Source organism: Blautia sp. OM07-19 (assembly GCF_003481595.1).
GTDB classification, from domain to species: domain Bacteria; phylum Bacillota; class Clostridia; order Lachnospirales; family Lachnospiraceae; genus Blautia_A; species Blautia_A intestinihominis.
Genome location: NZ_QULA01000012.1, coordinates 22,920 through 47,710, shown reverse-complemented (window position 1 = coordinate 47,710; position 24,791 = coordinate 22,920). Strand labels below are relative to the sequence as shown.

The 24,791-nt window shown below is 43.2% G+C and carries 32 protein-coding genes; 14 read left to right on the top strand and 18 right to left on the bottom strand.

Translation table 11 applies throughout. The features are described from left to right. Positions 1 to 8 precede the first annotated feature (8 nt). The 10 genes from DXC01_RS10015 (at position 9) to DXC01_RS09970 (ending at position 7,655) form a co-directional block, all read left to right on the top strand. On the top strand, positions 9 to 1,820 hold the full coding sequence (locus tag DXC01_RS10015; protein WP_055155796.1) for an AAA family ATPase: 1,812 nt from the start codon (positions 9 to 11) through the stop codon (positions 1,818 to 1,820). A gap of 9 nt (positions 1,821 to 1,829) precedes the next feature. Next, positions 1,830 to 2,096, top strand: a complete 267-nt coding sequence (locus DXC01_RS10010; protein WP_005333471.1) for a helix-turn-helix domain-containing protein — start codon at positions 1,830 to 1,832, stop codon at positions 2,094 to 2,096. Beyond that, positions 2,093 to 4,210, top strand: a complete 2,118-nt coding sequence (locus tag DXC01_RS10005) for a vWA domain-containing protein (protein ID WP_005333469.1) — start codon at positions 2,093 to 2,095, stop codon at positions 4,208 to 4,210. The genes DXC01_RS10010 and DXC01_RS10005 overlap by 4 nt, the downstream gene beginning before the upstream one ends. 16 nt (positions 4,211 to 4,226) lie before the next feature. Beyond that, positions 4,227 to 4,913, top strand: a complete 687-nt coding sequence (locus DXC01_RS10000; RefSeq protein WP_005333468.1) for a hypothetical protein — start codon at positions 4,227 to 4,229, stop codon at positions 4,911 to 4,913. Positions 4,914 to 4,975: 62 nt separating this feature from the next. Beyond that, the gene (locus tag DXC01_RS09995) at positions 4,976 to 5,494 is read left to right on the top strand and encodes an AbrB/MazE/SpoVT family DNA-binding domain-containing protein (RefSeq protein ID WP_117470410.1); all 519 of its coding nucleotides are present in this window, start codon (positions 4,976 to 4,978) and stop codon (positions 5,492 to 5,494) included. Positions 5,495 to 5,513: 19 nt separating this feature from the next. Next, a complete protein-coding gene (locus DXC01_RS09990; protein ID WP_117718927.1) occupies positions 5,514 to 5,762 on the top strand; it encodes a hypothetical protein in 249 nt (82 codons plus the stop codon). 5 nt (positions 5,763 to 5,767) lie between these two features. Continuing rightward, positions 5,768 to 6,346 carry a hypothetical protein gene (locus tag DXC01_RS09985; RefSeq protein WP_117470479.1) on the top strand — a complete coding sequence of 193 codons (579 nt, stop codon included), beginning with the start codon at positions 5,768 to 5,770 and terminating at the stop codon, positions 6,344 to 6,346. Beyond that, a complete protein-coding gene (locus tag DXC01_RS09980; RefSeq protein WP_117470412.1) occupies positions 6,327 to 6,704 on the top strand; it encodes a hypothetical protein in 378 nt (125 codons plus the stop codon). Before DXC01_RS09985 ends, DXC01_RS09980 begins: the two co-directional genes overlap by 20 nt. Then, a complete protein-coding gene (locus DXC01_RS09975; RefSeq protein ID WP_117470413.1) occupies positions 6,704 to 7,318 on the top strand; it encodes a hypothetical protein in 615 nt (204 codons plus the stop codon). Before DXC01_RS09980 ends, DXC01_RS09975 begins: the two co-directional genes overlap by 1 nt. A 52-nt stretch (positions 7,319 to 7,370) precedes the next feature. Then, positions 7,371 to 7,655 (top strand): elongation factor Ts, encoded by a 285-nt coding sequence (locus tag DXC01_RS09970; RefSeq protein ID WP_117470414.1) that lies wholly within the window; start codon positions 7,371 to 7,373, stop codon positions 7,653 to 7,655. 34 nt (positions 7,656 to 7,689) lie between these two features. Here the strand turns inward: DXC01_RS09970 and DXC01_RS09965 are convergent, their stop codons facing one another. The 13 genes from DXC01_RS09965 to DXC01_RS09905 form a co-directional block, all read right to left on the bottom strand. After that, complete coding sequence (locus tag DXC01_RS09965; RefSeq protein WP_243111592.1) at positions 7,690 to 8,010, bottom strand: winged helix-turn-helix domain-containing protein; 321 nt, start codon at positions 8,008 to 8,010, stop codon at positions 7,690 to 7,692. A 143-nt stretch (positions 8,011 to 8,153) separates the two neighbouring features. Further along, positions 8,154 to 9,026 carry an ABC transporter ATP-binding protein gene (locus DXC01_RS09960; protein WP_117718928.1) on the bottom strand — a complete coding sequence of 291 codons (873 nt, stop codon included), beginning with the start codon at positions 9,024 to 9,026 and terminating at the stop codon, positions 8,154 to 8,156. Between the two features lie 4 nt (positions 9,027 to 9,030). Continuing rightward, on the bottom strand, positions 9,031 to 9,687 hold the full coding sequence (locus DXC01_RS09955) for a hypothetical protein (RefSeq protein ID WP_022415113.1): 657 nt from the start codon (positions 9,685 to 9,687) through the stop codon (positions 9,031 to 9,033). Beyond that, positions 9,684 to 10,748, bottom strand: a complete 1,065-nt coding sequence (locus DXC01_RS09950; RefSeq protein ID WP_005333443.1) for an ABC transporter permease — start codon at positions 10,746 to 10,748, stop codon at positions 9,684 to 9,686. Before DXC01_RS09950 ends, DXC01_RS09955 begins: the two co-directional genes overlap by 4 nt. A gap of 70 nt (positions 10,749 to 10,818) precedes the next feature. Beyond that, the gene (locus DXC01_RS09945) at positions 10,819 to 11,883 is read right to left on the bottom strand and encodes a HAMP domain-containing sensor histidine kinase (RefSeq protein ID WP_330427654.1); all 1,065 of its coding nucleotides are present in this window, start codon (positions 11,881 to 11,883) and stop codon (positions 10,819 to 10,821) included. Between the two features lie 125 nt (positions 11,884 to 12,008). Further along, positions 12,009 to 12,683 (bottom strand): response regulator transcription factor, encoded by a 675-nt coding sequence (locus DXC01_RS09940; RefSeq protein ID WP_023921570.1) that lies wholly within the window; start codon positions 12,681 to 12,683, stop codon positions 12,009 to 12,011. 94 nt (positions 12,684 to 12,777) lie between these two features. Continuing rightward, positions 12,778 to 13,179 (bottom strand): winged helix-turn-helix domain-containing protein, encoded by a 402-nt coding sequence (locus DXC01_RS09935; RefSeq protein WP_008373942.1) that lies wholly within the window; start codon positions 13,177 to 13,179, stop codon positions 12,778 to 12,780. A gap of 229 nt (positions 13,180 to 13,408) precedes the next feature. After that, positions 13,409 to 14,614: an ABC transporter permease gene (locus DXC01_RS09930; protein WP_117718945.1), complete on the bottom strand. Its 1,206-nt coding sequence runs from the start codon at positions 14,612 to 14,614 to the stop codon at positions 13,409 to 13,411. Then, positions 14,598 to 15,488: an ABC transporter ATP-binding protein gene (locus tag DXC01_RS09925; RefSeq protein WP_008373946.1), complete on the bottom strand. Its 891-nt coding sequence runs from the start codon at positions 15,486 to 15,488 to the stop codon at positions 14,598 to 14,600. Before DXC01_RS09925 ends, DXC01_RS09930 begins: the two co-directional genes overlap by 17 nt. After that, the gene (locus tag DXC01_RS09920) at positions 15,472 to 16,236 is read right to left on the bottom strand and encodes a hypothetical protein (RefSeq protein WP_117718930.1); all 765 of its coding nucleotides are present in this window, start codon (positions 16,234 to 16,236) and stop codon (positions 15,472 to 15,474) included. The genes DXC01_RS09925 and DXC01_RS09920 overlap by 17 nt, the downstream gene beginning before the upstream one ends. Beyond that, positions 16,233 to 16,748, bottom strand: coding sequence for an RNA polymerase sigma factor (locus tag DXC01_RS09915; RefSeq protein WP_117470420.1), 516 nt, complete (start codon positions 16,746 to 16,748; stop codon positions 16,233 to 16,235). Before DXC01_RS09915 ends, DXC01_RS09920 begins: the two co-directional genes overlap by 4 nt. 103 nt (positions 16,749 to 16,851) lie before the next feature. Next, the gene (locus tag DXC01_RS09910; protein ID WP_008373954.1) at positions 16,852 to 17,577 is read right to left on the bottom strand and encodes a M15 family metallopeptidase; all 726 of its coding nucleotides are present in this window, start codon (positions 17,575 to 17,577) and stop codon (positions 16,852 to 16,854) included. 73 nt (positions 17,578 to 17,650) lie between these two features. Continuing rightward, complete coding sequence (locus tag DXC01_RS09905; RefSeq protein WP_005333435.1) at positions 17,651 to 17,905, bottom strand: hypothetical protein; 255 nt, start codon at positions 17,903 to 17,905, stop codon at positions 17,651 to 17,653. A 277-nt stretch (positions 17,906 to 18,182) separates the two neighbouring features. Between DXC01_RS09905 and ligA the strand changes: the two genes are divergently transcribed. The 4 genes from ligA to DXC01_RS09885 all read left to right on the top strand — a co-directional run bounded on the left by ligA (position 18,183) and on the right by DXC01_RS09885 (position 22,707). After that, on the top strand, positions 18,183 to 20,177 hold the full coding sequence (ligA, locus tag DXC01_RS09900; RefSeq protein WP_117718931.1) for an NAD-dependent DNA ligase LigA: 1,995 nt from the start codon (positions 18,183 to 18,185) through the stop codon (positions 20,175 to 20,177). 77 nt (positions 20,178 to 20,254) lie between these two features. After that, positions 20,255 to 20,758 carry an NADAR family protein gene (locus DXC01_RS09895; protein WP_199671947.1) on the top strand — a complete coding sequence of 168 codons (504 nt, stop codon included), beginning with the start codon at positions 20,255 to 20,257 and terminating at the stop codon, positions 20,756 to 20,758. 21 nt (positions 20,759 to 20,779) lie between these two features. Continuing rightward, positions 20,780 to 21,253 carry an LPD11 domain-containing protein gene (locus tag DXC01_RS09890; protein ID WP_117718933.1) on the top strand — a complete coding sequence of 158 codons (474 nt, stop codon included), beginning with the start codon at positions 20,780 to 20,782 and terminating at the stop codon, positions 21,251 to 21,253. 89 nt (positions 21,254 to 21,342) lie between these two features. After that, positions 21,343 to 22,707: an ATP-binding protein gene (locus tag DXC01_RS09885; protein WP_117470422.1), complete on the top strand. Its 1,365-nt coding sequence runs from the start codon at positions 21,343 to 21,345 to the stop codon at positions 22,705 to 22,707. A gap of 60 nt (positions 22,708 to 22,767) precedes the next feature. On the opposite strand, the gene DXC01_RS09880 is transcribed toward DXC01_RS09885, so the two are convergent. Genes DXC01_RS09880 through DXC01_RS09860 form a run of 5 tightly spaced genes read right to left on the bottom strand, consistent with a single transcriptional unit; the run spans position 22,768 to position 24,667 of the window. Next, positions 22,768 to 23,130 carry a type II toxin-antitoxin system HicB family antitoxin gene (locus DXC01_RS09880; RefSeq protein WP_005333424.1) on the bottom strand — a complete coding sequence of 121 codons (363 nt, stop codon included), beginning with the start codon at positions 23,128 to 23,130 and terminating at the stop codon, positions 22,768 to 22,770. After that, the gene (locus DXC01_RS09875; RefSeq protein ID WP_005333422.1) at positions 23,114 to 23,371 is read right to left on the bottom strand and encodes a type II toxin-antitoxin system HicA family toxin; all 258 of its coding nucleotides are present in this window, start codon (positions 23,369 to 23,371) and stop codon (positions 23,114 to 23,116) included. The genes DXC01_RS09880 and DXC01_RS09875 overlap by 17 nt, the downstream gene beginning before the upstream one ends. A 2-nt stretch (positions 23,372 to 23,373) precedes the next feature. Further along, a complete protein-coding gene (locus tag DXC01_RS09870; RefSeq protein WP_117470423.1) occupies positions 23,374 to 23,730 on the bottom strand; it encodes a hypothetical protein in 357 nt (118 codons plus the stop codon). A gap of 9 nt (positions 23,731 to 23,739) precedes the next feature. Further along, entirely contained in the window at positions 23,740 to 23,961 is a 222-nt protein-coding gene (locus DXC01_RS09865) for a DUF5348 domain-containing protein (RefSeq protein WP_117470424.1), read from the bottom strand. Positions 23,962 to 24,013: 52 nt separating this feature from the next. Beyond that, positions 24,014 to 24,667, bottom strand: a complete 654-nt coding sequence (locus DXC01_RS09860; protein WP_117537011.1) for a recombinase family protein — start codon at positions 24,665 to 24,667, stop codon at positions 24,014 to 24,016. Positions 24,668 to 24,791 lie beyond the last annotated feature (124 nt).

The window sequence follows — 24,791 nt, the reverse complement described above, 5'->3', positions numbered from 1 at the left end:
AACGAATCATGGCAAATAACATCGTAGCAACCTGGGGGTTCAAACGCAAACTCCCGGAACCATTTGAGGATTATACGGACCATGCAATCTTTGATGACATTGCATCCAAATACTGTACTCAGCCACGGAAAAAATCCACGCTTCATGCAGCTACCCTGCGGGCAGTCCTTGCTTATCTGGAGCTGGAAAACCCGGTTGGCAGTACCCCGCCGGAAAAGCTTGGGGCGGTCGGTACCCAATCCAACAATTTTGTTGTGGCGGAATATCCGAGCAAAACCGGTGATCTTCAGGTGGTTGTCTACAACCAGCTAAACGGAAAGTTTTACGGAGGCTGCTATACTCCTCCGCCGGATGTGGAAAGCACACCGGAAAAATACGAATTTAAAGACTCCAAACAGTCCGGTGCGGCTCTGCTGTTCGCACTGATGCCGGTTTTTCTGGCAGATGAAGAGTGTAATGAAAAGTATCAGGAATTAAAAGCGCACCGGGACAACGGTTATCCCGATCTGGACGCCGCTGCGGAAACAGCAGCCGTTCTCTGCGACAACATTTACCGGAGAACCCGCTATGCATCAGGTCTCCCGACCGGTGGTGTTAAGATTGACCTTCCGGCAAACGGCGTATTGTCGCTGATCAAACCGTTAAATATCCAGAAGGGGGTCTATGCACCAACCGAAGTGCTCCATGGAGACTTTCAGGTGTTACGTCCAGGAAGTGGATTTAAGAAAGCACAGGCAGCCATTTCCAGAGATGATTTTGTTGGGAAATTTATCCTGACCGCATCCCGAAGGCTGTCTCCGGAAGAGGAGGTATCTGTTCCGACATTGGCAGAGTGGTACATCATCCCTCCGGAAATCAAACGGATCTGCGAACACGCAAAACTGACAACGGATACCACACAGCCGATGCGGAATTTTCTTTTACGGGGACCGGCAGGTACCGGAAAGACCGAAGGAGCCAAAGCCATTGCTTCCGCACTTCACCTTCCTTACCGCTGCATTACCTGTTCCGCAAATACAGAGGTATTCGACCTTTTAGGTCAGATTCTTCCGGATGTGGACGGAAAACGCACCCGGCTTCAGCGGCAGTACCCGTCTTTTCAGGAAATCCAGTTAGATCCCTCCGGTGCCTATCAGAAGCTGACCGGAAACTATGATGAAGAAATTTCTGCCGAGGACACCTACCAGAAGCTGATCGATACAATTTTTGATGAAATGCACAGCTATTATAAGGAACACACCTCCGGACAGAACTTCCAGTATGTGGATACGCCTCTAGTCGAAGCCATCCGCTATGGGTATATTCTTGAGATACAGGAGCCTACGGTCATTGCTAATCCCGGTGTACTGGTTGGACTTAACTCCCTTTTAGACCGCTGTAACAGCGTATATCTTCCAAACGGAGAAACCATCCACCGTCATCCGGATACGACCATCGTAATCACCACAAACAATGACTATGCAGGCTGTAAACAGATGAACCAGTCTGTCATTTCCCGAATGAACCTTGTGATTGATCTGGATGAACCGGATGAGGATACACAGGTAGAACGTGCCATGGCTGTTACCGGATGCAAGGATGCAAAAACGGTACGTCTGATGACACGCATTGTCAAATCCATGGCTGTCTACTGCCGGGAAAATCTCATTACAGATGGCTGCTGTGGCATGAGGGAGCTGATTTCCTGGGTGCAGTCCTACATGGTCTGCGGGGATATCCGGGAATCGGCCCGTTACACGGTGCTTGCCTCTGCCTCTGCCGATGCTGAGAACCGTACGGAAGTGGAAGAAAGCTGTCTGGATACTGTGCTTGCTGCGTAGGACACGCCTATGAGAAAAGCAGCACTCACAGAAGCCCAGATCCGAAAGCATCTGGCAGATAATCTGTCTTATCTCCGGCAAGCCAAAACACCGAAGTTATCACAAAAGGCAGTTGCCAGAATCTTAAATCTTCCCCCGAAAACCATTATGAATTATGAAAATGCAAACTCCTCCCCGATGGCTTATGCCGTCCTTCGCCTTGCTGTGTATTACGGCTGCACGATGGAGGAACTGCTGACAAAAAATCTAAGAAAAGAAAGGAAGAATATCACGTGAATCACAGCCAAAGAAATTTAAAGAAACTAATCCGGGCAAAAGAGGATTCCATTGCGGATGAGGAGTTATTCCTCTCCGCTGCCTATCAGAAGTACCAGACCTCCCTTGCCAGAGCCGTTACCGGACGTTACCGGTATGGACTGCAGGTACTGCTGGACTGGGACATTTCCGAACAGGCAGGCGTTGCATATACCGACAATTATAAGGTACATCTCAACGCAGCGAACCCGATCACCCAGTCTTTCCCCACCCGTTTCTTACGTTCCCAGAGCCTGACAGGGCTCACCGGGCATGAAGTGGGGCACTTACTCTATTCTGATTTCACAGCCCACGCTGTTCATCTGAGGAGTCTGGAAAACGGTTCCTTCTATCCGAAGGAGCCGGAGCTATCCCTTCCAGCTTATCAGACAGCACTGGAGGAGATCAAAGAAGTGTTAGAAGAAAAGGACAAAGCCGGATGCCTGACACTGGCACGATGCGCCGCAACTTTTCAAAACATTCTGGAAGACATCCATATTGAAGACCGTATGTGTGAGGAATTCCACGGCACCTTCCGACAGGGGATTGAACTCAATAACCTGCGTATGTCCGAACAGATTCCTTCCATACAGGAACAAATTGACAAAGAATACCAGCCATTTTCCATCATTGCCAACCTGATCCTTTCCTATTGCCGGACCGGAAACATCAACAATCCCACCGGCTATCAGGGGGATTATCTGGATACCATTTCCGATTGTACCGATCTTCTGGATACGGCAATGGAATCGGAAAAAGGCACTGACCGGATGCTGGTTTCCAATGCGCTCTTAGCCCTGACCTGGAACTATATCCAGCCGCTCATCGAAAAAACACGGGAGGAATTGGAAATGCATGGCGAGGATTCCGCTGCCGATGCTCTGGAAGATCTTCTAGGGGATGAAGTCAGCAGCGGCGCTCCTCTTCCGACCGGAAAAAGCGGTGCCATTCCAAAGAATATCAAACCAGCTTCCCCAAAAGGAAGCGGGAATGATGAGGGCAATGCTCCTTCCGGTCCACGTACCAAAGAGGATGCTATAGAGGAAGCCAAACAGGTGCTTTCGGAAGAAGGCGGGCGCATCGCTCTTACAAAGACCAATACCATTCTGGATGAAAACAACCCCGGCGTCACTTATGTCAGTCAGTATCAGGGCAGCGGCTATGAGCATGCTGCAGAGGATCTGTTCCGGATCTTGAACGATGTGGCTGCAGAAAAGGTGCAGGAAGACTGTCAGACGGAACTGACCGAGGAACTGCAGAAAACAGCCAATGATATTCATTACGGCAATGCCCATGCAGGCATCCATGTTACCATCCATCGCCTGACCAGTGTTTCCGATTACCTGAAGAATGAATACCAGACAGTTGCTCCCCCGCTCCTGCGGGCTTCCAAAAAGCTGCAAAGCACCATCCTGCCGCTTTTGAAAGAAGAACAGCAAGGCGGAAAGCAGAAGAATCTCCTGTTTGGAAAACGTCTGGACTCCCATGCTCTCTATAAGACAGACGGAACCATCTTTACCAGAACCAGACTTCCAGGAGAGGAAAAACGTCTGGCTGTTGCCCTCCTGATTGACGAGAGTGGTTCGATGGGTTGGGGTGACCGGATGACACATGCAAGAAAGACTGCCATTGTCCTTTATGATTTCTGTAAAAGCCTCGGTATCCCTATCACCATTTACGGGCATTCCACGGATGCAGGCGGCGTTGCTCTTTACTCCTATGCAGAATTTGATTCTGTGGACAATGAGGACTGTTACCGGCTGATGGATATGTGCGACCGCAACGGGAACCGGGACGGCGCAGCTCTCCGCTTCGTAGCAGAGCATTTGTGCACACGCCCGGAGCTTCAGAAGCTGCTGATCCTGATTTCTGACGGTCAGCCAGCCGATTACGGCTACAGCGGAACGGAAGCAGAGGCAGATCTGCGGGGCATCAAGAAAGAATACGAAAAACGGGATGTCATCCTGTTTGCGGCTGCCATTGGTGACGATAAGGAAAATATCCGCAGGATTTACAAGGACGGATTCCTGGATATCACGAAACTGGAAGAGCTTCCAAAGAATATGGCACAGCTTGTCAAACAGCATCTCAAATAAAGGAAGGTGAATACTCATGAATGAAACTTATCAAAACCGGATTACCGACCAGATCTGCAAGATCCAGAATGACCGGGCACTCATTGCCTTTTATGACCGGCTCCGCTACGCACCACTCGGCAACTATGCACAGCTACATGCCAAAGGGGAATATCAGGAAAACGGGCATAAAGTACATTCTTTAATCTGCATCACCATTCAGGATTATTCCAACGGTACCGGAGACCGGAATATCATCACCCGTTTCAACCTGGCACCGGAACAGATCCAGTTCCTCTTAACCCGGATCACTTCCGGTTTTCAGGAATTTGAATGGAGCCAGAGCAAGATCTACGGCAATCCCGATCAGAACGGTTATTCCACAGCCCAGATGTTTTATATCTCCAGACATCCCTATGATTCCAAAGGGCAGCCTATGAAAAGCCCATGGAAAATCCAGATTGTAAATGGGAAAGGCATCAAAGCACAGAATAAGAACGGTGGTTCCTACATGCAGCCACGCAGCTTCCAGTCCGAAAAGACGACAGCCATCCAGCTTACCGACATGGATCTGTTCACGCTTCTGAAGCGGACGGATTCCTATATTTCCAACTGGGAAACGGTGATTGCTGCATCACTGATCAATAACGGGAAACGGATGCTGGCAGACCAGCAGAACAGTCAAATGCAACAGACAGCACAGGCTCCGCCTTACGCTGCCTAAATTTTCAGAAGAGAAGCGGTACTTTGCTGCTTCTCCTCTTTTTAAGAAAGGAGACTTTAGTTATGAATATTACACTCATCCGGACTATGGACTCTCAGGGGCGTATCGTCATCCCTGCAGAAATCCGGAAACAAATGAAGCTATCAGACGGCGATGCACTGGAATTAGAAAATGTGGGCACGGAGCTACTTTTACGAAAATGTCCCGCTCGCCTAAATGGAAAAGAAGAAATGTCTTCCTATCTTTCCGTCCTCTATAGTGTCATCCACTGTGGTATCGCAATTTGCAGTGAGAATCACATCCTCGTATCTGCGGGCATCTATCTTCCGGAAGGCACTCCCGTTACAGAAGAACTCGCCGAATTGGTTGTGGGCGGCCAGGAACAGATCTTTGCTGAGAACTGCCCTGTCTACCCGGTATCCAACGCCCGTCAGCCGGTTTGTGCTTTTTTCCCGATTTTAAGGGAATGCAAAGAACCGCTGGCACTTCTTCTCTGTTCCAGAACCGGACAGCACTTATCCGAGATGGAATTGGGATGCGCCAAACTGGTCGCTGCCGTAATTGCAAACAAAATTAAGTAAGGAAAGGAGCGTGAAATCAATGAAGAATACAAATATAACCTTACACACCACCCAAAAGAAAGAATATGTCCTCACCGGAATCCTGTCCCTGCCCCTCCATCTGGGAGAACGGGCGTGGATCTATAGTTATAACCAGACCTTTGCTACCAGTCCGGTGCAGAGTATTCTGGAAGTATCCGAAAACGGTGTGGTATTTGAGACCTGCAACAGTATTTACCGTCTCAGCTACACCCGTGTTCCGATGGAGATGGAGGCGATGTGTGCTTGACAAGAATGGAAGAACTGGAGAGCTGCCTTTCGGGGCTCCTCTCCACCTTAAAGAAGAACCGGGAACATGTGCCTCTGGAAGTGCTGAAGACACAGTATAAGCAGCCGTATGAAGAACTGGTCAGAAACATCAACCTGACCGCTTCTGCCTATGCGAAATCTGTACTGCTCCACCGGCTGGTCCTGAATCCGGATGCGGATGTAGCGGAACAATGTGCCGTCATCAACCAGATGATACAAACTTCCGGGATGCTGAAGAAAATCAGCTCCTGCATGTCCAAAACCTATGATGTAGGACAGATGTATCCTCTGATACTGGAACTACGCCATATGGTCGAACAGGCACTCTGGCCCTACGTGAATCAGGCTACCTGTCTAGTCGCAGATCTGGATGATATAGAAAAAGAACCGATTCTTTATAACCTTTTGACACACGCAGTTTATGAAAATGATACCTGGATTCATCGGGAGATTGACCTACACTGGAAACTGCTGGTACATCTTACTCCCGAACAAAGAGAATCCGTACCACCAGTCAATTATAGTATGAATGGAGGAATTTACCATGAAAGAACAATCATCTAATCCTTGCAAGAAAGTCTCATTTATTTTGACTTATGACCAGTTTGAAGCTGCCTATAACATCTACCGGGAACAATTTATTTCCTGTGACTTCATCCGCCGCTCCTTGGAACGTCTGGAGGAAGGAATCGGACTTTGCAACCTTCCATATGAAACGCTGCATGATGATCCAAACCTTCTTCATGAAGCATACCTGCAGTTTCTCCGACTGGAAGACTGCAATGTAGCTTACAATGACACGCTGGATCAGGTGATTGATGCAATCGAACAACGGCTTGCCACTGGCACCTTATCCCCTGTAAACCTTACGGTTTCCAACCAGAATATGGGTGAAACTTTTGGAACGGAGGTGGATGTGTAATGGCAAATATCTGCTGTGATGATGTAATCTTTTATACAGAAGGAAATCCGGAAGGACTATATGACTTGTGGGAGGATCTGGAAACCTACATCATTCTGAACCAGAATCCTGATTTATGCTGGATTGGCAATTTATTTTCCCACAAGAAAATAGATTCCACCGGAATATCTCTTCGTGGAAATGTCAGCTACATGGAATGGAATGATACGTATATTCTGTTGTCCTTATCAACTGCCTGGTCACCGCTTTACGAATCATATCAGGCAATCGCTGCAGCATATCATCTTTCCTTTGTGATGCAGAGCATGGAGCCTGGAGAACGGATCTACTACAACACAGATGCCGCTCACATTTTCTTTCCTGACCGGTACTGTATCCGCTTATATGAGGAAAGCCTGGTAACTCCATCCGGTATCATCATCGGGGAAAAACTGGAAGACGGAGAACCGTTTGCATCCGAACAGGATGTAATAAATCGGTTTCGGGACTGCGGATATCCGGCAGACACACTAAAAGAATTACGACTTATGCTGGATGAGGATGACATCACCATATTCGAATTTACAAATCCTTATCTTAGCAAGCATACAGAAATCGGAGGAAAATGTGCATGAAACTTTATATCTTAACCAGTTACAACATTATCAGATTTGAAGGAGGAACACCATGACTGATTTGGAACTGGATGTCTGGGATGCATGGCTCAGGGAACGTCAGGAACATCTGGAAGAAACTCTGTCCAATATCTCACCATCGGAAGAACCCTGCCGATATTACCTGCTGACCGGATATCTTCAGGGAATGATCGAAGCCCTTACCATGCTTACAACTGTCGAGGATGGGAAACGCTTCAAGATCAAACTGGAACACTTTCGCCAGAAGCTGCTCCTCTCCGGAGATTACGATGCTGCCGGTAATTATAAACAGGCAACAAAAGAATCTGTTGTTTAAAGACTTCGAGCCGCCCATTTCTGGACGGCTCTTTTTATGCCCGGAACCGGTAGCCTACACCACGTATCGTTTCTATGTAGTGCGGTTCTTCCGGATTTTCTTCTATTTTCTTTCTCAGATTCTTGACTAACCCATAGACACGGTTATCCACTTCTGACTCCGCATCCTCATAAATATGCTGGTAAATCTGTTCTTTTGTAAATACCCAATTGGGGGATGAGACCAGATAAAAAAGCAGGTCATATTCGTATTTGGTAAGATCTATGCGCTTTCCTACCCTTGTCACTTTTCGCTGAAGCTGATCTATTTCTAAATCTCGGAATACTAGCTGCTGTTGCTTTTCAATCTCAACCACCTCTATCGCTCCTTCACAAGCCAGCACAGATTTAATCTTATACAGAATTTCCTCCTCGGAATCAGAAATGGTAAGGATCATCACTTTCCCATGACATCACCTACTTTTCTTAGCATTTTGCTTTCACTCCTCATTAACAATGTTTATCGATTGGTTACATAGATATATGCATCTTCCAAAGTTACGTCACACGCTATACATCCAGTTTCTAACGGCATATTCTCCCCTAACAGTCTTAATCTAATTCCTTCCTCCGTATACTGCTTACTGGAAATATGATATTTTCTTTCTAATTCTCTTGCAAGGCTTTCGTCTTCTGTACAGCATTCCCATACATGCCCTCTTGCCTTATTCAATAATTCCCTCATTGTTCCTGTATACAGGAATCTGCCTTTTTTCATAACCGCAAGCTGATTACAGGTTGCCATCAGATCCTCCACCACATGCGTTGAAAATAATACGGTGCGTTCTTCTGCAAAATCTACCAGTAAATTACGGATACGGATGCGTTCCTCCGGATCGAGCCCTGTTGTTGGTTCATCCACAATTAAAAAATCCGGCTCATGGAGTAATGCCTGCACTAATCCGACTCTTCGCTTCATTCCACCTGAAAGCTGCCGCATTTTCTTTTTCTGATGGTCTGCAAGACTGGTCTTCTCCAGATAGTAATCAATCCTTTTCTTGCTTTCTCTTTTCTCAATTCCAGCCAGATCTCCCATATACTCCAGACATTCTCGAACAGTCAAAGACGGATACAGATCAATTTCCTGTGGCAGATACCCAATCTTTTTCTGTATCTTTTCGTAATTTGCTTCGCAATATAGCGTACCATCTAACAGAACTTTTCCACTTGTGGGTGCAAGCACCGTTGTAAGCACCCGCATCAACGTTGTTTTTCCTGCACCATTTTCACCTAACAGACCAAATATCCCATGTGAGATTTCCAGATCCACATGATCTACCGCTGTCACTCCATTTTTAAATGTTACTGTTAAATCGTCTATTCTTATACTCATAATCTTACCCTCTCTTCTTTAATATCTTAGGAACAAATGCAAGCATCATCCCCGCAAATACCACGCACAGCACCTTCCCGCCAAGCCATCTCCACTCTGTCAGCTTACCGAAATCACAAGTTCCGTAGGAAAATGGTCCCCAGTTTTTCAAAAACTGAGTTGCCTTTCCGGAAATAGAGAAAAACCAGAAAAGCAGCACGACACCCATACCAATCCATCTGTTTCGAACCAGATTGCTGACAGTTACGGAAAGCACACTCCAAAACAAAACAGTTCCGGGAATCGCAATACAATAAATTCCAAACAAGGCACCGCCATCTAATTCTTCTGTCAGATTCACCGGTTTCTGCCAATAAAAGAGTCCATATGCCAACAAACTGATTCCAATCAGATAAGCTACCTGCACAAATAGTCTTTTATAAACTACTCCTGCCTGCTTTTTTAGATTATAAAGGCAGAATACTTCCGAGCGTTTGCTCTGCACTTCCACCAGATAAGTATCTGCACAGAAAACGACTGCCAGAAGCGAAACAGCTCTTTCTACTGCCTGCCCGATTTCATTCGCATATACAACAGGCTGGATTGCACTCAATATCACAACAAAAGCGATTGAATATGCAATTTTATAATATGGCATACATATTTTTACTTCTTTCTTCAATATACTCTCCTCCTTTTCCACATCCACACCGCTATAAACATGAGCAGTATGGATGCTGCCACAAGAAGCAGTTGATTGAGATATACCTGATGTGGCAATTCCGTTTCAAAAAAATTCCCCGGAAATCGAACCATAATAGAGAATGGTCTTGCATGACACTGTCCTTTGCTATCCCATGTCAGCATATTAGAATAAATGATATAAAGAACCAGCGCCGGAACCGCTGGAAGCGGATTCTTAAACAGCAGCGCTGTAACCGCATACACACAGCAGATCATCAGGATGTTCGGCAGGACATACAGGATCGAATTCTGAACAAAATCCAGTATGTTCATAGCAAATCCTGATTTTACTGCCGTGGCGTAACACAAAATGATAAATACGATATTCATAATGACCAGTGCCGCCGTCATAATGAGAAATCCACTGCTTATTTTCCCGGCAATATATTGAAAAGCCGTCATCGGTTTGGTGTGCAGCAATTCATAAGTATTTTTCCTCATATCCTGGAAAAATAAAAACGCCAGCAGAACCGTTGCAAAGAATGCCATATGCAGGCTTGCAAAATCTGTAAATTTTCTTCCGAAATAATAGGAGAATGGATGTTTCTCAAGATTTTCTCTGATATACCGGTTGACTTCCTCCGGGCTTCCCTGATACCATGAAACGTCCTCATACACATAATTGGCACCATTAAAGTGGTATTCCGTTTTCAGATACTGACACGCCTCCGTAATCTTCATCTGTTTCATCTCAGATATCACTGCCTCCGCCTCTACTTCCGACATGCCAAACCCATTCTCTGTGTCCTGAAGTATCTTTACAATCTCTTTCTCCCACAGTTCTCTCTCCTTATCCGGTGTTGCCGGAATACATCCCTCCATAACATCCCCATCGGAGGCCATTTTTACCTTCCTGAAGGTTTCATCCGACTTCACGTAATGAATGGACAGATAGGGTGCAAGTGTCTGGTACATACTGATTAAAACAACAATCAAACCGATCCAGAATATCGGATTTTTAAGATAATTTTTCAGATTCCTTTTTATGATTGCTTTCATAAGTCATCCCGCCTTTCTTTTTTCTACAAACAGCATAGCCTACAAATCACAACAAAAAAACAACAGCCATTTATTTCTGCTGTTGTTCTTCTAATACATAATTTTTAAACACTGCCTCAACTTCCGCACCGCCATCTGCTACATTTTTTATCAGCAGTTTCCCACCATGCCGTTCGCAGTAGATACGGCTGATATACATACCCATTCCAAAATGCTTTAAGTCATCCTGTGGATTCTCATGATAAAACGCCTGTGTCACCCTGTCGATATTTTCCTGAAATCCAATTCCGTCATCCCTGATACTCATTTTCAGATATTGGGGTGTCACTGTCAGCTTCAGCCTAACTTCCTGATTGGCATAGCGGAATGCATTGGACAACAGATTATCCGCTACTTCCATGATGATTTCCGCATCTGCGACCAGAGTTTCCGACTCTCCCACTGCCGTTACCGTGAAGTCCTTTTCTGATTTTTCTTCCATGACTTCTGCCAGCGTTTTTATCTGGCTGATCAACTGCCGGATATCCACCACGGAACAGTTTAATTCCCGTTCTTCCAGTTTCGTCATCTTCCGCATACCATCAATAAAATGGTTCATCCGTTCAATCTGAAGCATACCGCCCCTTAACATCTCCATCATTTTCTCTTGATCAAGCATATCTTCCGGAACAAATTCCAAAAGCATTTCCTGATATCCCCGCATGATTGCAAGCGGCGAGCGGATATCATGGGCAATCGCTGCACGCAGTACCCGCTCATCTTCGATCATCTGCCAAAGTCTACGGTTATTTTCTTCCAACTGCCCACGCATCCTTTCAAATTCCCTGCACAGCATCCCCATCTCGTCCTCGTTCTCATAAGCCATATGAAAATCCAGATCTTCCTCCGCAATCATCTGTGATGCCATCTTCAGTTCCTGAATCGGTCTCTTTAATTTATTTTTGTAAAACAGGCTGACCGCAATTCCACATCCGGCAAAAGAAAAAATCAATACTCCGTACGTCTGAAGGAAATCACAGGTTTCTGAAATATGCCAGTCCATTCTGCTCATTTTACTCTGATTCGGTCTCGGTACCACTACCTCAAAATTTTCATTGCGGTCATTCATTGCCTGATAATACTCGTCCTGATCCACGTACTTCCACCAGACCTCCTCCTGTATCTGCCCGGCAATCTCAATAATTGACACAGAAAGAAAAAAAGTGACAATCAAGCTGAGTATCGTATATAAAACCATTGTCTTTTTCAAGGATAAATTTCTTATCTTTTCCATCGATACCCCATCCCCCATACTGTCTCAATGTATTCTGTCTGCGTATATTCCGCCAGTTTCTTTCTCACTCTCCGGATCAGTTCCGTAACAACACGGCTGTCACCTTCCGCATCATAACCACACACCTTTTCGTATATCCGCTCCCTGTCAAAAACCTGTCCTGGATTCATGGACAAAAACTCAATGATTGCATATTCCAGCTTCGTAAGCTCCAAATCATTTTCACCGATCTGAACCCTCTTTGCTCCATAATCAATACTGAGGTCTCCGTGGAATCTGTATTCAGACTTCCCTTTATGACGCTCCTCACGCTTCAAATGTGCAATAATACGAGCATCCAGTTCTTTCAGACTAAACGGCTTCAGTATATAGTCATCCCCACCGGATAAAAGCCCGTTTACCCTGTCCTGCTCCTCCACTTTTGCCGTCAGGAAGATAATGGGACAAGTTACTTTGCCCCGGATACGTCTGCATACTTCTAATCCGTCTATTTTAGGCATATTGATGTCCAGCAAGATAATATCCGGTTTCTTATGGATTTTTTCCAAAGCATCTGTGCCATCTTCTGCCATCATTACATCATATCGTTTGATTTCAAAATAGTTCTTTAACATCTTTAATAATTCGATGTCATCATCCACGATCAAAATTCTATATGCCACTTTTATCACCTCGTTTTATCAGTATACAACGAAAAAAACAATAAATAAACAACAAGAGAAACACTTCGAGCCGCCCATTGCCGGACGGCTCCTTTTATGCCCGAAAGCGATAACCAACACCACGTATCGTTTCTATGTAGTGCGGTGTTTCCGGATTTTCTTCTATTTTCTTTCTCAAGTTCTTAATCAGACCGTAAATTCGGTTATTCACTTCTGACTCCGCTTCCTCATAGATATGCTGATAGATCTGTTCTTTCGTGAATACCCGATTAGGAGATAACGCAAGATATAGAAGCAGATCATATTCATGTCGGGTAAGCCCCACTGTCTTATCTTCTCTGATTACACAACGCTGAAGCTGGTCTATTTCCAGACTTGGGAATCTCAACTTTTGAATGTTTACATTATCCATAAACTCTACTGTGTTTTCACAGACTAGAACCGATTTAATCTTATTCAGAATTTCTTCCTCGGAATCAGAAAACGTAAGAATCATTACTTTCCCATGGTATCACCTGCTTTTCAACCCTTCCTGATCTTTTTCAAATATCCGGAAATAGTTTATAAACATATCCCGAACGAGTTCACGTGATGTCATTTAATTTCTCTTTTATATAAAGAGGCACAATTACGCAATTTATCAGTAGCCCTCTTTTTTATCCGGATCATGAAATTTCTGCAGTAACAGCCGAAAGTTTCAATAGCTTTATCAGACGTTCGTAATACTATTTCTTCTTTAACCCATATCGACTATAACCTATATATATTAAAGGCAACAGTACAATAAATAATAAGATGTACAGAAACATCAATAACGAAATCTGACGAAATACAAACGAACCAATCTGAAAAAGAATCGGCGTCCTCACTGCATTAAAAATATTAGTCAATACAGTTGGCAGCAAATTGAAAAAAGCATCAAATGCCGGTAATACTCTTGCGATAAACGACATCATACAAAGCAGGAAAAACGGGATACAAATCGCCAGATTCGGTGTATGCATCTTAACTGTCACCAGCATAGTCAACGCAGCACAAAACATTGTCACGATATACCCGCCCACAAGTATCAGCAAATAATATTCTCCATATGTCATAACATAAATACTGTATGGATCATCAATCTGATACGGCGTGAAAAATCCGCTTGTTCCCATTACTGCAAATGAGATAAGAGACAATACCCCCACTCCGATCCAATAGGTAACCGTTGACACAAGTATTCCCGCAAAAATCTTGTTTTTTATTGCCTTCGTTCTTCCATATTTAGTGGCAAAAAAAACATCCTCTGTTCCCGGGCGGAACTCTCCGGAAAATATACCAGCTACCAAAAAACCTATGATCACTGCCATTAACAGTACATAAGTTTGTGCGTACATTGTCATCGTAGTCCAGGAATCTTTTGCTTCGAACATAAAAGGTATTTCTATCTTTTTATAAACGCTTTCCAGATAACTTCTCTTTTCAGGTGTAGTACCATACTCTTCCACTATTTTCTTCATATTGTCCTGATAGATTGTATAGATATTCTGTAGCTGTTCATCTGAAAGCTGATATACTACACTTTCATTCCATTCTGAATCTGGAGTCATTATGCCAATTACAAAACTATAAATATCATAATATGACTGTACTGTTTTTCCATATTCTGTATTTGGTATTTCATCCGGATATTTGGCAGATATCGTCTTGTAATCATTTATTACTTCGGAAATTTTCTCCGCTGTAAGTTCCCCTTTCCATTGATTGATATTTTCAGCCAGAAGCCGTCCCGATTCAATCCCAGTGTGATTTTGCCCCTCTTCATCCACATAGCGCATACTTCCGATTGCCATACCGGAATAAATAATCGTCACCACAAGCACTGCCGCAAGCAAAACCTGATTAACCCGCTTAGAAAAGATCTTTTTCAACTCATATTTGAACATCATCTTTATCACCTGCCTTTTCTCCAAAATACAGAAGAAATGCATCCTCCAGTGTTGTCTCCACCTGTACTGCATTCCTTGCCGGCGGCGTCTTTGAAAGGACTCTTAGTTCCACTCCGTCGGCAACTGTCCTTACATTTCCAGTCAGATATTTCTTCATATAATTATTCAGTTCCCTTTTAGGAACAGTACAATTCCATACTGACATATCCATAGACAAAATAATCTCATCCGATGTTCCTGTATAGAAAAATTTTCCTTCTTTCATCAATATGATTTCATTTGCCACGTATTCGACATCTGACACAATGTGGGTAGACAGCAGGACAAGGCGGTCTTCCGACAATTCACTGACCAGATTTCGGAACCGGATTCTCTCATTCGGATCAAGACCGGCGGTTGGCTCATCCAATACTAATATCCGCGGATCATTCAACATCGCCTGAGCAATTCCGACTCTCCGGATCATTCCCCCTGATAAAGTGCGCATCTTTTTTTTTCGCTTTTCAGCCATCCCGACCTGCTCTAGCAGTTTTAAAGCCCTTTTCTTTGCCACGATGGGACGGAGTCCTTTGATGGATGCAATATACATCATGTAGTCATACACTGAAAGATCCGGATAAAACCCGTAATTCTGCGGCAGATAACCGAGTATCCCTCTATAAGATGCTCCCAAACTGAAGATATCCTTTCCATTCCACAAGATTTCTCCGCTTGTCGGATTTATCGCTGTACACAGCATCCGCATCAAAGTGGTTTTCCCCGCTCCGTTTACTCCCAATAACCCATATACACCTTTCTCCATAGAATGTGTTACGTGATCTACTGCATGTACATCTCCATAAGCTTTTGTTACATTTTTAAATTGCAGTTCCACTCGACTTCACCTCCCAGTTTATTTCGCAGTTACATTGCGATTTGTGAACACAAAAGATCAGATAACCAAACGATATGATCAGCAAGCCAACCCAGATCGGTACCGAAATTTTCTGATAAATAGAATCTGTGGACACAATCAGCGTCCAAATCAGTATGCAGGATATACTTAGAAAAACAGCAATATGCTCCATATCATTCCATTTGCTATACAATAGTCGGAAACAGATACAACAGGAAACATTAAGCGGCACTAGAAAATCTACGATGATCCGGTATGCCGAAATCTGTAGTGTATAAACTGAAATACTGAAAAAAGCTGTAATCATAACCAGATCCACTGCTGCAAATAGCAATGTCCTTGCAGCACAGATCTGGCGCAGTGAATAGAATGCCGTTTTTTCGATCTCGACTGCAGAAAATCTCCGGTTCTTCCAGATTTCAGGTACGATCATCACAGAAAACATCACCGACATAGCCCCCAGTGTCCGCTCTGTATTTGCTCCTCCATCTGAGTCCGCCAGCAGAATCCAAAGCAGAAACAGGATTCCTCCCTGCAGGGCCCACCATCTTTTCTTGATAAATTTGAACTGCTCAAATAAAAATTCGAAATATGACGCCCGTCTGTTATCCTGACGGCTCACAATGTCTGAACACCGTTCCATTACTGTGCAAACTGCCGTTTCCTGTATATATTCCTTCTGTATCAAGGATTTATACTCCTTGATTTTTCTCTGATACTGCTTCAATCTCTTCCCTCCTCCAACTGTTTTGACAGTAATTCTTTTGCTTTCGAAACACGATATTTTACAAGTGATAATTTTATATGTAATAAATCAGAAATTTCTTTTTGTTTTAACCCCTGAAAGAAAAACAAGATTGCCGTCTCTTTTATTTCTTCCGGAAGCAGATCCAACGCCCGTTCTACATCAAGCCGGATTTCTATTTCTGTCAGATTATCCTTTTCTATATCCGGCAACTGATCCAATAATATTTCCTTCTTTTTTTTATAGTAGTTTTTAATGATATTTCCCGCTATGCTGTATAGATAGCTCTTCGCCTTTCCTATTTCAGCTCCGCTCATCAGCGCTCCGAAAAACCTCACAAAAGTTTCTTGTACCATATCTTCTGCACATTCTTGATTGTGGATGTGCAGAAAGCAATATTGATAGATAAAAGAATAATATTTTTCAACAAACTGATTACCTGCATGGTTGTTGCCGTTTCTGATTTTCTGTAGTAATAAGAAGTCAGAAGTCATCTCATTCCTCCTTCCTCATTTGCCCCCTATATTTTACCCTCCTATATACTAAGACACCTAACAAGCATAAAAAGTTAGTTAAAGATAAATTATTTTTTAATTTTTATTTTAGAGTCTCGATATACTCCTCCAGACACAATCCTTTTTTCTGCATTTCCAGGGCAGCATCCACCCCTACATACCTATAATGCCAGGGTTCATTGTTCACTCCTGTAATTTCTATCTTATTATCAGGATACCTTTTAATAAAACCATATTTATATGCATTATTGGCAAGCCATGTATAAACAGCATCCGAAGAACACTTGGACGTATCCGCATTGATATCAACGGCTATCCCAAGTTCATGCTCACTTGTTCCAGGTTCGGCAACATATTCTTTCGCAAGTTTTTTTGCCTCCCCACGTGAATAGCCTTCATCCTGATACTGCTGAATTCTCTCATTCATAATATCTTTCTGATCCTGAGTTGTCCTGTACCCTTCCCTTACAAATAATTCAAGTCCCTCCGCTCTGGCATCATCAAACATCTGCTGAAGCTGAGGATAGATTCTCGAATCCACTTTTTCTCCGTTTGATAATTCTGTGAGTTCTACCTCATAATTACGGGGAACACAATAATCGTCATTTACAAGAATCAAGTTCCATCCAAAAGAAGTATCAGCTTCCCTTCTAAATAGATTGAAACTGTTAATCATCGGAATTTCACCCTGAATCGCCATATACGAAACAGCCCGCAAAAGCACAAATCCCAATATAAACACTAAAGCAACCACAGCGATTTGCTTCAAAAGTCTCTTTCGCCTGGTATACCGTTTATAACTTCTCATGTTTATCACCTTCAATCTGCTTTCAAATTTAATAATCTATATTTTATGACAATTCAGCATATAGAAAAGTTAGTTATTCGTGAAAATTATTTTTAAATTTAGAACTTGCATAACCACTACGATGTAAAAACAGTTTAGAGGCATTTATGACAGAGATTGATTTTATCTGGTTTTCGACTTTCTCCACGAAAGTGGCAAAAAATACCTGGCTACGAATTCCTTCGCTTAGGGCAAATCTGAAATCCTGAACGCTTTTATTCCTGTAGCCGACAAATTTGTCATCAACATAAGGCAAAAGCTTCATTGAGGAATCTATTTCATTTGACATATACTACATCTAGTGTTATACTGTTCTTATATCAATTATTTGTGTCAATCTGGAAAGGATTTATCACACGCAGTTTAGGTTTGAAACGTAGTCAGGAGTTTTCCTATGCCCAACAAGCAGCAGGGACTTCTGGCTTTTTTTATTTTGCAGGAAACTGCATCTATTTTGAGAATGAACATAAGCGTCATTCTCTTTTTTTATGCCTGAACGCAGGGAAAGGAGGATTACGGAAACAAATGATTCCGGAACTGGCACGCCACAAAAGAAAGGAGACTCTATGTCAGTCAAAAGAATTAAGAATCTTGTAAAACAACTCAATGAATACCGTCATGCCTACTACAATCAGGATGCCCCTCTGGTATCTGATGCCGAGTATGACCGACTCTTTGACGAACTGAAGGAACTGGAGGAACAGACTGGTTTCATCCTGTCAAATTCTCCGACACAGACGGTTGGATATTATCCGGTCAGTGAACTTGCCAAAGTCACCCATCCGATTCCACTGCTCTCGCTTGAGAAAACAAAACTGATTTCAGAGCTTTTAGATTTCATGAAAGGACAGGAAGTTCTCTTTATGCTGAAACTGGACGGTTTGACTACCAAACTCATTTACGAAGATGGCAGACTGATTCAGGCTTCTACCCGTGGAGATGGTGAAGTGGGGGAAGATATTACACACAATATCCCGGCATTTTTAAATGTACCGCTTACCATTCCACACAAAGAACGTCTGGTCATTACCGGTGAGTCTTTTATACCAACCAATGATTTTGAACGTCTGAAAGATACTCTGCGTGATGGAAATGGAAAACCTTATAAAAACGGACGTAATTTTGCTTCCGGATCAGTACGAAGTCTTGATCCGAAGAACTGTATCGGACGTTGTGTTCGCTTTCTTCCGTTCAATGTATTAGAAGGAATGGAGGATGTTCCCTTCCCGGACAGCAGAGCCTGCAAATTAGAAGGTTTAACACACCTGGGCTTTGGTTACTGCCCGTTTTTCTCAATTTCAGGAACCGGACTTTCAAAAGAATATGCGGAGAAATTCATTCAGGAATTGGTATCCACAGCAGCAAATTTACATCTTCCTATCGATGGCATTGTCATGATTTTTGACAGTCTCAGCTACTCCAAAAGCTGCGGAAAAACCGGACACCACTATAAGGACGGCCTCGCCTATAAGTTTGAGGATGACACCTATGAGACAGTCCTGCGAGAAATTGAATGGACTCCAACCCGTTTTGGCGAGATTGCTCCGGTCGGCATCTTCGATACCGTGGAGATTGACGGCTGCGATGTTTCCAGAGCTTCCCTTCATAATCTGACCTTTATCAAAAATCTGGAGCTTGTACCCGGATGCCGGATTCTTGTTTCCAAACGAAACATGATCATCCCACATATAGAGGATAATCTGGATCGCGGAAGGTATACCGACATCACGCCTCCGGTCTGCCCCTGCTGTGGTTCCAAAACCAGAACCTACAGCCGTAAGACCAGCGACGGTCGCACCGTAGAAACTCTGCATTGTGATAATCCGCAGTGCGACAGCCAGATTACAAGAAGGTTTGTCCATTTTGCCAGCAAGAAGGCAATGAACATCGAAGGACTGTCAGAAGCCACTTTGGAAAAATTCCTGAATCTGGGCTATCTGCACTCTTTTCAGGACATCTATCATCTGGAGGAACACCGGGAAGAAATTGTGGCACTGGACGGATATGGTGAGAAATCTTTCGACCGCTTATGGGAATCCATCAACGCCAGCCGGAGGACCAGCTTTGTCCGCTATCTGGTTTCCATGGATATTCCTATGATTGGCAGAACCAAAAGCCGGATTCTGGACAACGTATTTTCCGGAGAATTAGCTGCATTTGAACAGGCGGCTGTCGGAGATTACGACTTCACTCAGTTAGAGGATTTTGGCGAAATCTTAAATCACAACATCCATTCCTGGTTTGCAGATGAAGCAAATCTTGATTTATGGAAAAACTTACAGAACGAATTCACATTTGAACAAAGAAAGGAAGAGCCCATTATGACAAAAGAAAACAAATTTACAGGATGTACCATCGTAGCAACAGGGAAACTGGAGCATTTTACCAGAGACGGTATCAACGATAAGATTCTGGAGCTTGGTGCCAAACCTGGCAGCTCTGTAACAAAGAAAACCGATTACCTGATCTGCGGGGAAAAAGCCGGCAGCAAACTGGCAAAAGCCCAGAGCCTTGGTATTCCAATTCTTACAGAAGCTGAATTTCTGGAGATGATTGCATAACCATCTCTGCAATAGATGAGAATTATTTTGAGGTGCAGCTGCAAGGCTGCACCTCTTTTACAAAGGAGGAATTTATAATGAATCAAACAAATACAAGCAAGCGCATCCCTACACAGATCAATGAATTTCGGGGAGATTATGCTTTTCTAAGCAATTTCTATCCGGCACCAATCTCTTACATGGGACAAACCTATGCAAACAATGAAGCTGCTTTTCAGGCGCAGAAAACACTCTCTGCGAGAGAGCAACGCAAATTCTGTATTTTTCGGATGCATAATCCTTCTGATGCAAAGAAACTCGGCAGAGATCTTACATTACGCCCGGACTGGGAAAAAGTGAAAGTCCGGTTCATGTATGAAATCTGCATGTGCAAATTCATGCAGAACCCGGAACTCCGGGACAAACTTCTTGCAACCGGAGAGTCCACACTTGTTGAAGGAAACAACTGGGGTGACTATTTCTGGGGCAAAGTCAATAACTGCGGAGAAAACCAGTTAGGAATCATCCTGATGGATGTACGTGCGAAGCTGCAGTGGAATGCAGAAACAGCGCCCAATAATATACCTCAATGTCTGCAATAAAGGAAAGGATGGTCTAATAGAATGAATGAAAATGCAAAAACAAAATTAGTGCTTGAGTATACTGGCATGGATGATTTTTCCTGTCCGGTATATAAGGACCAATTCGAAAAGTTGTGGAAGGATATTGACCTTGGCAAAGGGGCTGAACCGAATCTTTATTCTTTATCTTTTAACCATATTGATGGAGAACCTTCCCATCCCATACAGCAGGAGTACACATTTCATCCGGCTCCGTATCAAAGAAGTTCCTATGAATTCGAGTACCGGATGTTAAGTAAATTACAGTCTGACTGTGAATACTATCTGGGCTACGGAAATCGCAGTCCGTCTATCCTATGCAATCATAGCGTTCAAAACCATATTGCTCGTATGAAAGAATTATGGAATGGTTTTCCCACAAATCAGAAACCGGAATGGCTGACCTGGGAACAGCTTCTTCAGTACGAAAAAGTAATGACAGAAACCGGAATACCCGTGAAGAACTGCTCAGACTAGACAATTCATCATTTATCAGAAATTACCCTCTATATTATCCATTCATATTTTGATATAATAGGAACAGTTGAAAGAAAGGAGCATTTCCCATGTATCTGAAAAGAAAAGTTTACGATCAGCTTCTGGATTGGAAAAACGATACCGTCCACAGCACCTTGGAAGTGAATGGTGCCAGACAGGTCGGAAAAACATATATTATCAATAAATTTGCGGATGAGAACTTCAGGCACAAGATCTACATTAACCTGTTTGATTTGTCCGGCAAACAATTTATGGAATGTTACAAAAAAGCCACAGACTGGACTCCCGGTACAAAACGACCGGAGCAGCCGCTTCACGATGCTTTTAAACTCTTCGATCCGGATTTTGAAGATACCAACGATACAGTCATCATTATTGATGAAATTCAGGAATCCTCAGAGATATTCAACCGTATCCGAGAATTTACCCGCTATTTTCAAGCGCATTTCATTGTAACTGGAAGTTATCTGGGACGTGTACTGGAACCGGAATTCAAATTCTCCAGTGGAGATATTACCAGTATCCGTATTTATACCCTTTCCTTTAAAGAGTTTTTGGAAGCATTGGATGACCAGCTTTTTCAGAAATATCTATCACTTCCACTGGATCATGCAGATGACACCGTACCGGAACTATATGACGAATTAAAGAATGTTTACGACATCTATAGACAGATTGGCGGCTATCCAAAGGTTGTGGAAACATACCTTAACACAAAAGACGTGGAAGCAGCTCAAAAAGAGCTTGTTAGAATCATCCGCATTTTCTTAAACGAATCTATGCGGTACTTTGATGACATCACAGATATTAGTGTTTTTACCAACATCTTTTTAAGCATCTGCCGTATTCTGCTTCGTGAAAAGAAAGGATTAGATGAGGACAGTATAAGTGAAGAACTGCAAAAGCTCGTTACAAAGAATTACTCCAGTAATCTTTCTAAAGCAACCTGCTATCGTGCTATCAACTGGCTTTATCATTCTGGAATCATCGGTTTCTGTGGCAAAATCACAGAACTGGACATCCTGAATTTCAAACCGGGAAGCCGCTGCTTCTTCATGGATCTTGGAGTTGCATATTATTATCTCTCCAGAACTGGTGCTACTGTATCAACTATGGATGGCTCATTGAACGAAAACTATGTTTACATTAACTTGTCCAAACGCCAGGAATTCCCGGAAGAAATTATCTTTGAGACACCGGCTTTTGCTACTTATAAAGGTGGTGAAATTGATTTTGTAGCTCAGACATTGAAAACTCACATCCGCTATCTGATTGAAGTTAAAGCCGGTAAGGGAACTGCATCTACTGCCTTGAAGGCATTGGAACAGGGGAAGGCCCACAAACTATTGTATTTAAAAGGTGATACCAAAGGCGGAACCGCTGGGAATGTACAAACACTTCCCCTATACCTGCTGGAGCAATATCATTTTTAATCTATAAAAGACTTCGAGCCGCCCATCCGGACGGCTCTTTTCATCTATATTCTTGTATATTTATTTTACTAACAGCGCATCATTCTTTGAAAGAAGATATATACAGTATTGATTCATACTGATGCCTTCTTTTTTTGAGTGTTCCGCCAGATCCCGGTGTAAGCTGCGTGGCATCCTTATTTTAAACTGTCCCGAATACTCTTCCAGGCTTCCCGGTTCGTGAATCTCAATCCCTTCTTCCAGTGCAGCTTCTAACCATGCTTTTTTTGCATCCGCTGCATTTTCAACTGCCCTTTCTATCGTCTCTCCACAGGTGATGCATCCCGGCAGTTCCGGATAAGAAACCACAAATCCACCTTCATCCTTATCTTCCACAATTTCCATGCGATAGGACATTGCCAAATAATCATTCAGTGTCTTCATCGTTTTTCGCCTCACTTTCTACAATCTGCTTTACCATTTCAACATAAATTTTCTTGATTGGTTCGTGTTTCGGTATTGTTATCGGCTGGCATCCCGCTTTACGGAATGTATAATGGCTGCTCCCACTTCTCGGAGCATTTATCTCATATCCATAACTTTCTAATACTTTTCTTAATTCATCAAAACGAAGGTCTTTCGATAATGAGCAAATTCTTGTCAATAGTTTATCCCATTTCGACATCTTTAATGCCTCCTATCTATAGTATATGTGGTGTCATATATGGTGTCAATCTGTTTTTCATCTTTCTTGGTCAAATAAGGCTGCAGCTCTTTCTTAGCATCCGCTACAAATGCTTCTTTCCTCGCACTTACCATATATATCTTCCAGAGCATCAAATGCAGGATTTCCGCATCCACCACACTGCATTTCTTTTGAACCATGCGGATAAACGGGCAGATTACTGTATCTGACAGCTTTTCTCCTTTAAGCAGCAGCTCCCCATCCGTTCCATATACTTCATACAGACATTCCAGAATACTCCTCAGATCTGTCACAAATCGGAAGGCGGGCTTTACATATTTCTTTTTGGCTTCCATCATCTATCTCCTCTACATCCGAACAGTCAGCCCGCCGAGGCGTGTCTTCGGAAGTCCCACAAGATACCAGTCCTCGTCCATTTCAATCCGAACCGGAATCCATACATCCCTTACCTCCACATCAAAGCATTCTCCACAATGCAGTCCCCCATAATAGGATTCAATACCAAACCGGATATCATATCTTCCCATAGACGGATCATAAATCAAAGTACCTATTCTTTTTTCACTCATATTGCTTTCCTCCTGAAATTCTTTGTTCTATATAAGTAATATGGCTTTCATTCTAGGTATTGGAAAGTTCCGGATATTTTTCATAAAAAGTTTTACGATACCGGTAAAAGGTAGAGTGTGTCATTCCCAGACTCTTCCGAAGCTGTGTCGGTGTCATTTTTCCGGAAATAACGCTCTGGAAGTTCTCGTCAAAGGTTTCCTGCTTCATCACGCATGGTCTTCCATAATCATCCCATTCGCCCCGCAATTTCTTCGCTTCTATCCCTTCCCGCTGTCGCTTCTCCTTTTTCTCCAGCTCTGCCTGCGCCATAGAAGCATAAAGTTCCAACATCATGTTATTGATTGTTTCCAGCATCATCCTTGCCATAGCGTTGTCCATCACAGATAAATCCATGAGCGTAGTCGGAAGTTCCAAAACCATGAGCCGCACTCCCATTTCTTTTAACCGTTGAATCTGTTGCATCGTATCCCGCTTATTTCTTCCCAGCCTGTCTAATTCTGTGATAATCAAAATATCTCCCGGCCGCAGGACATCCTCCACTAAAACGGTATATCTCGGACGATTAAAATTCTTCCCTGTCTCCTGATCCGTAAAAATATTCGTAAGTGCCATCTCATGCTCGTTACAGTACCGCTCAATTTCCTGTATGCCACGATCAAGATGCTGCTCCTTTGTACTGGTGCGGTGATATCCATATATCTGCATCCACATTTCTCCTTTCCCTGTCCCAAAATATCCACACTTTTGTTGGCATATCTCAAAACTGTGTGTGTAACCTTTTTGAGATATAATCCCCCTTTCCGGAACGTACTTCTAAAATGTGTACATT

Bases quoted from the DNA above. Each gene is read 5' to 3' on its own strand.
- DXC01_RS09910 (WP_008373954.1), bottom strand. From the start codon at position 17,577: ATGAGAAGTTATAAACGGTATACCAGGCGAAAGAGACTTTTGAAGCAA.
- DXC01_RS09885 (WP_117470422.1), top strand. From the start codon at position 21,343: ATGTATCTGAAAAGAAAAGTTTACGATCAGCTTCTGGATTGGAAAAAC.
- ligA (WP_117718931.1), top strand. From the start codon at position 18,183: ATGTCAGTCAAAAGAATTAAGAATCTTGTAAAACAACTCAATGAATAC.
- DXC01_RS10015 (WP_055155796.1), top strand. From the start codon at position 9: ATGGCAAATAACATCGTAGCAACCTGGGGGTTCAAACGCAAACTCCCG.
- DXC01_RS09865 (WP_117470424.1), bottom strand. From the start codon at position 23,961: ATGAGTGAAAAAAGAATAGGTACTTTGATTTATGATCCGTCTATGGGA.
- DXC01_RS09895 (WP_199671947.1), top strand. From the start codon at position 20,255: ATGAATCAAACAAATACAAGCAAGCGCATCCCTACACAGATCAATGAA.
- DXC01_RS09930 (WP_117718945.1), bottom strand. From the start codon at position 14,614: ATGATGTTCAAATATGAGTTGAAAAAGATCTTTTCTAAGCGGGTTAAT.
- DXC01_RS09995 (WP_117470410.1), top strand. From the start codon at position 4,976: ATGAATATTACACTCATCCGGACTATGGACTCTCAGGGGCGTATCGTC.
- DXC01_RS09950 (WP_005333443.1), bottom strand. From the start codon at position 10,748: ATGAAAGCAATCATAAAAAGGAATCTGAAAAATTATCTTAAAAATCCG.
- DXC01_RS09870 (WP_117470423.1), bottom strand. From the start codon at position 23,730: ATGATGGAAGCCAAAAAGAAATATGTAAAGCCCGCCTTCCGATTTGTG.
- DXC01_RS10010 (WP_005333471.1), top strand. From the start codon at position 1,830: ATGAGAAAAGCAGCACTCACAGAAGCCCAGATCCGAAAGCATCTGGCA.
- DXC01_RS09880 (WP_005333424.1), bottom strand. From the start codon at position 23,130: ATGAAGACACTGAATGATTATTTGGCAATGTCCTATCGCATGGAAATT.
- DXC01_RS09970 (WP_117470414.1), top strand. From the start codon at position 7,371: ATGACTGATTTGGAACTGGATGTCTGGGATGCATGGCTCAGGGAACGT.
- DXC01_RS09860 (WP_117537011.1), bottom strand. From the start codon at position 24,667: ATGCAGATATATGGATATCACCGCACCAGTACAAAGGAGCAGCATCTT.
- DXC01_RS10000 (WP_005333468.1), top strand. From the start codon at position 4,227: ATGAATGAAACTTATCAAAACCGGATTACCGACCAGATCTGCAAGATC.
- DXC01_RS09975 (WP_117470413.1), top strand. From the start codon at position 6,704: ATGGCAAATATCTGCTGTGATGATGTAATCTTTTATACAGAAGGAAAT.
- DXC01_RS09905 (WP_005333435.1), bottom strand. From the start codon at position 17,905: ATGTCAAATGAAATAGATTCCTCAATGAAGCTTTTGCCTTATGTTGAT.
- DXC01_RS09890 (WP_117718933.1), top strand. From the start codon at position 20,780: ATGAATGAAAATGCAAAAACAAAATTAGTGCTTGAGTATACTGGCATG.
- DXC01_RS09990 (WP_117718927.1), top strand. From the start codon at position 5,514: ATGAAGAATACAAATATAACCTTACACACCACCCAAAAGAAAGAATAT.
- DXC01_RS09935 (WP_008373942.1), bottom strand. From the start codon at position 13,179: ATGATTCTTACGTTTTCTGATTCCGAGGAAGAAATTCTGAATAAGATT.
- DXC01_RS09985 (WP_117470479.1), top strand. From the start codon at position 5,768: ATGGAAGAACTGGAGAGCTGCCTTTCGGGGCTCCTCTCCACCTTAAAG.
- DXC01_RS09875 (WP_005333422.1), bottom strand. From the start codon at position 23,371: ATGTCGAAATGGGATAAACTATTGACAAGAATTTGCTCATTATCGAAA.
- DXC01_RS09915 (WP_117470420.1), bottom strand. From the start codon at position 16,748: ATGACTTCTGACTTCTTATTACTACAGAAAATCAGAAACGGCAACAAC.
- DXC01_RS09960 (WP_117718928.1), bottom strand. From the start codon at position 9,026: ATGAGTATAAGAATAGACGATTTAACAGTAACATTTAAAAATGGAGTG.
- DXC01_RS09980 (WP_117470412.1), top strand. From the start codon at position 6,327: ATGAAAGAACAATCATCTAATCCTTGCAAGAAAGTCTCATTTATTTTG.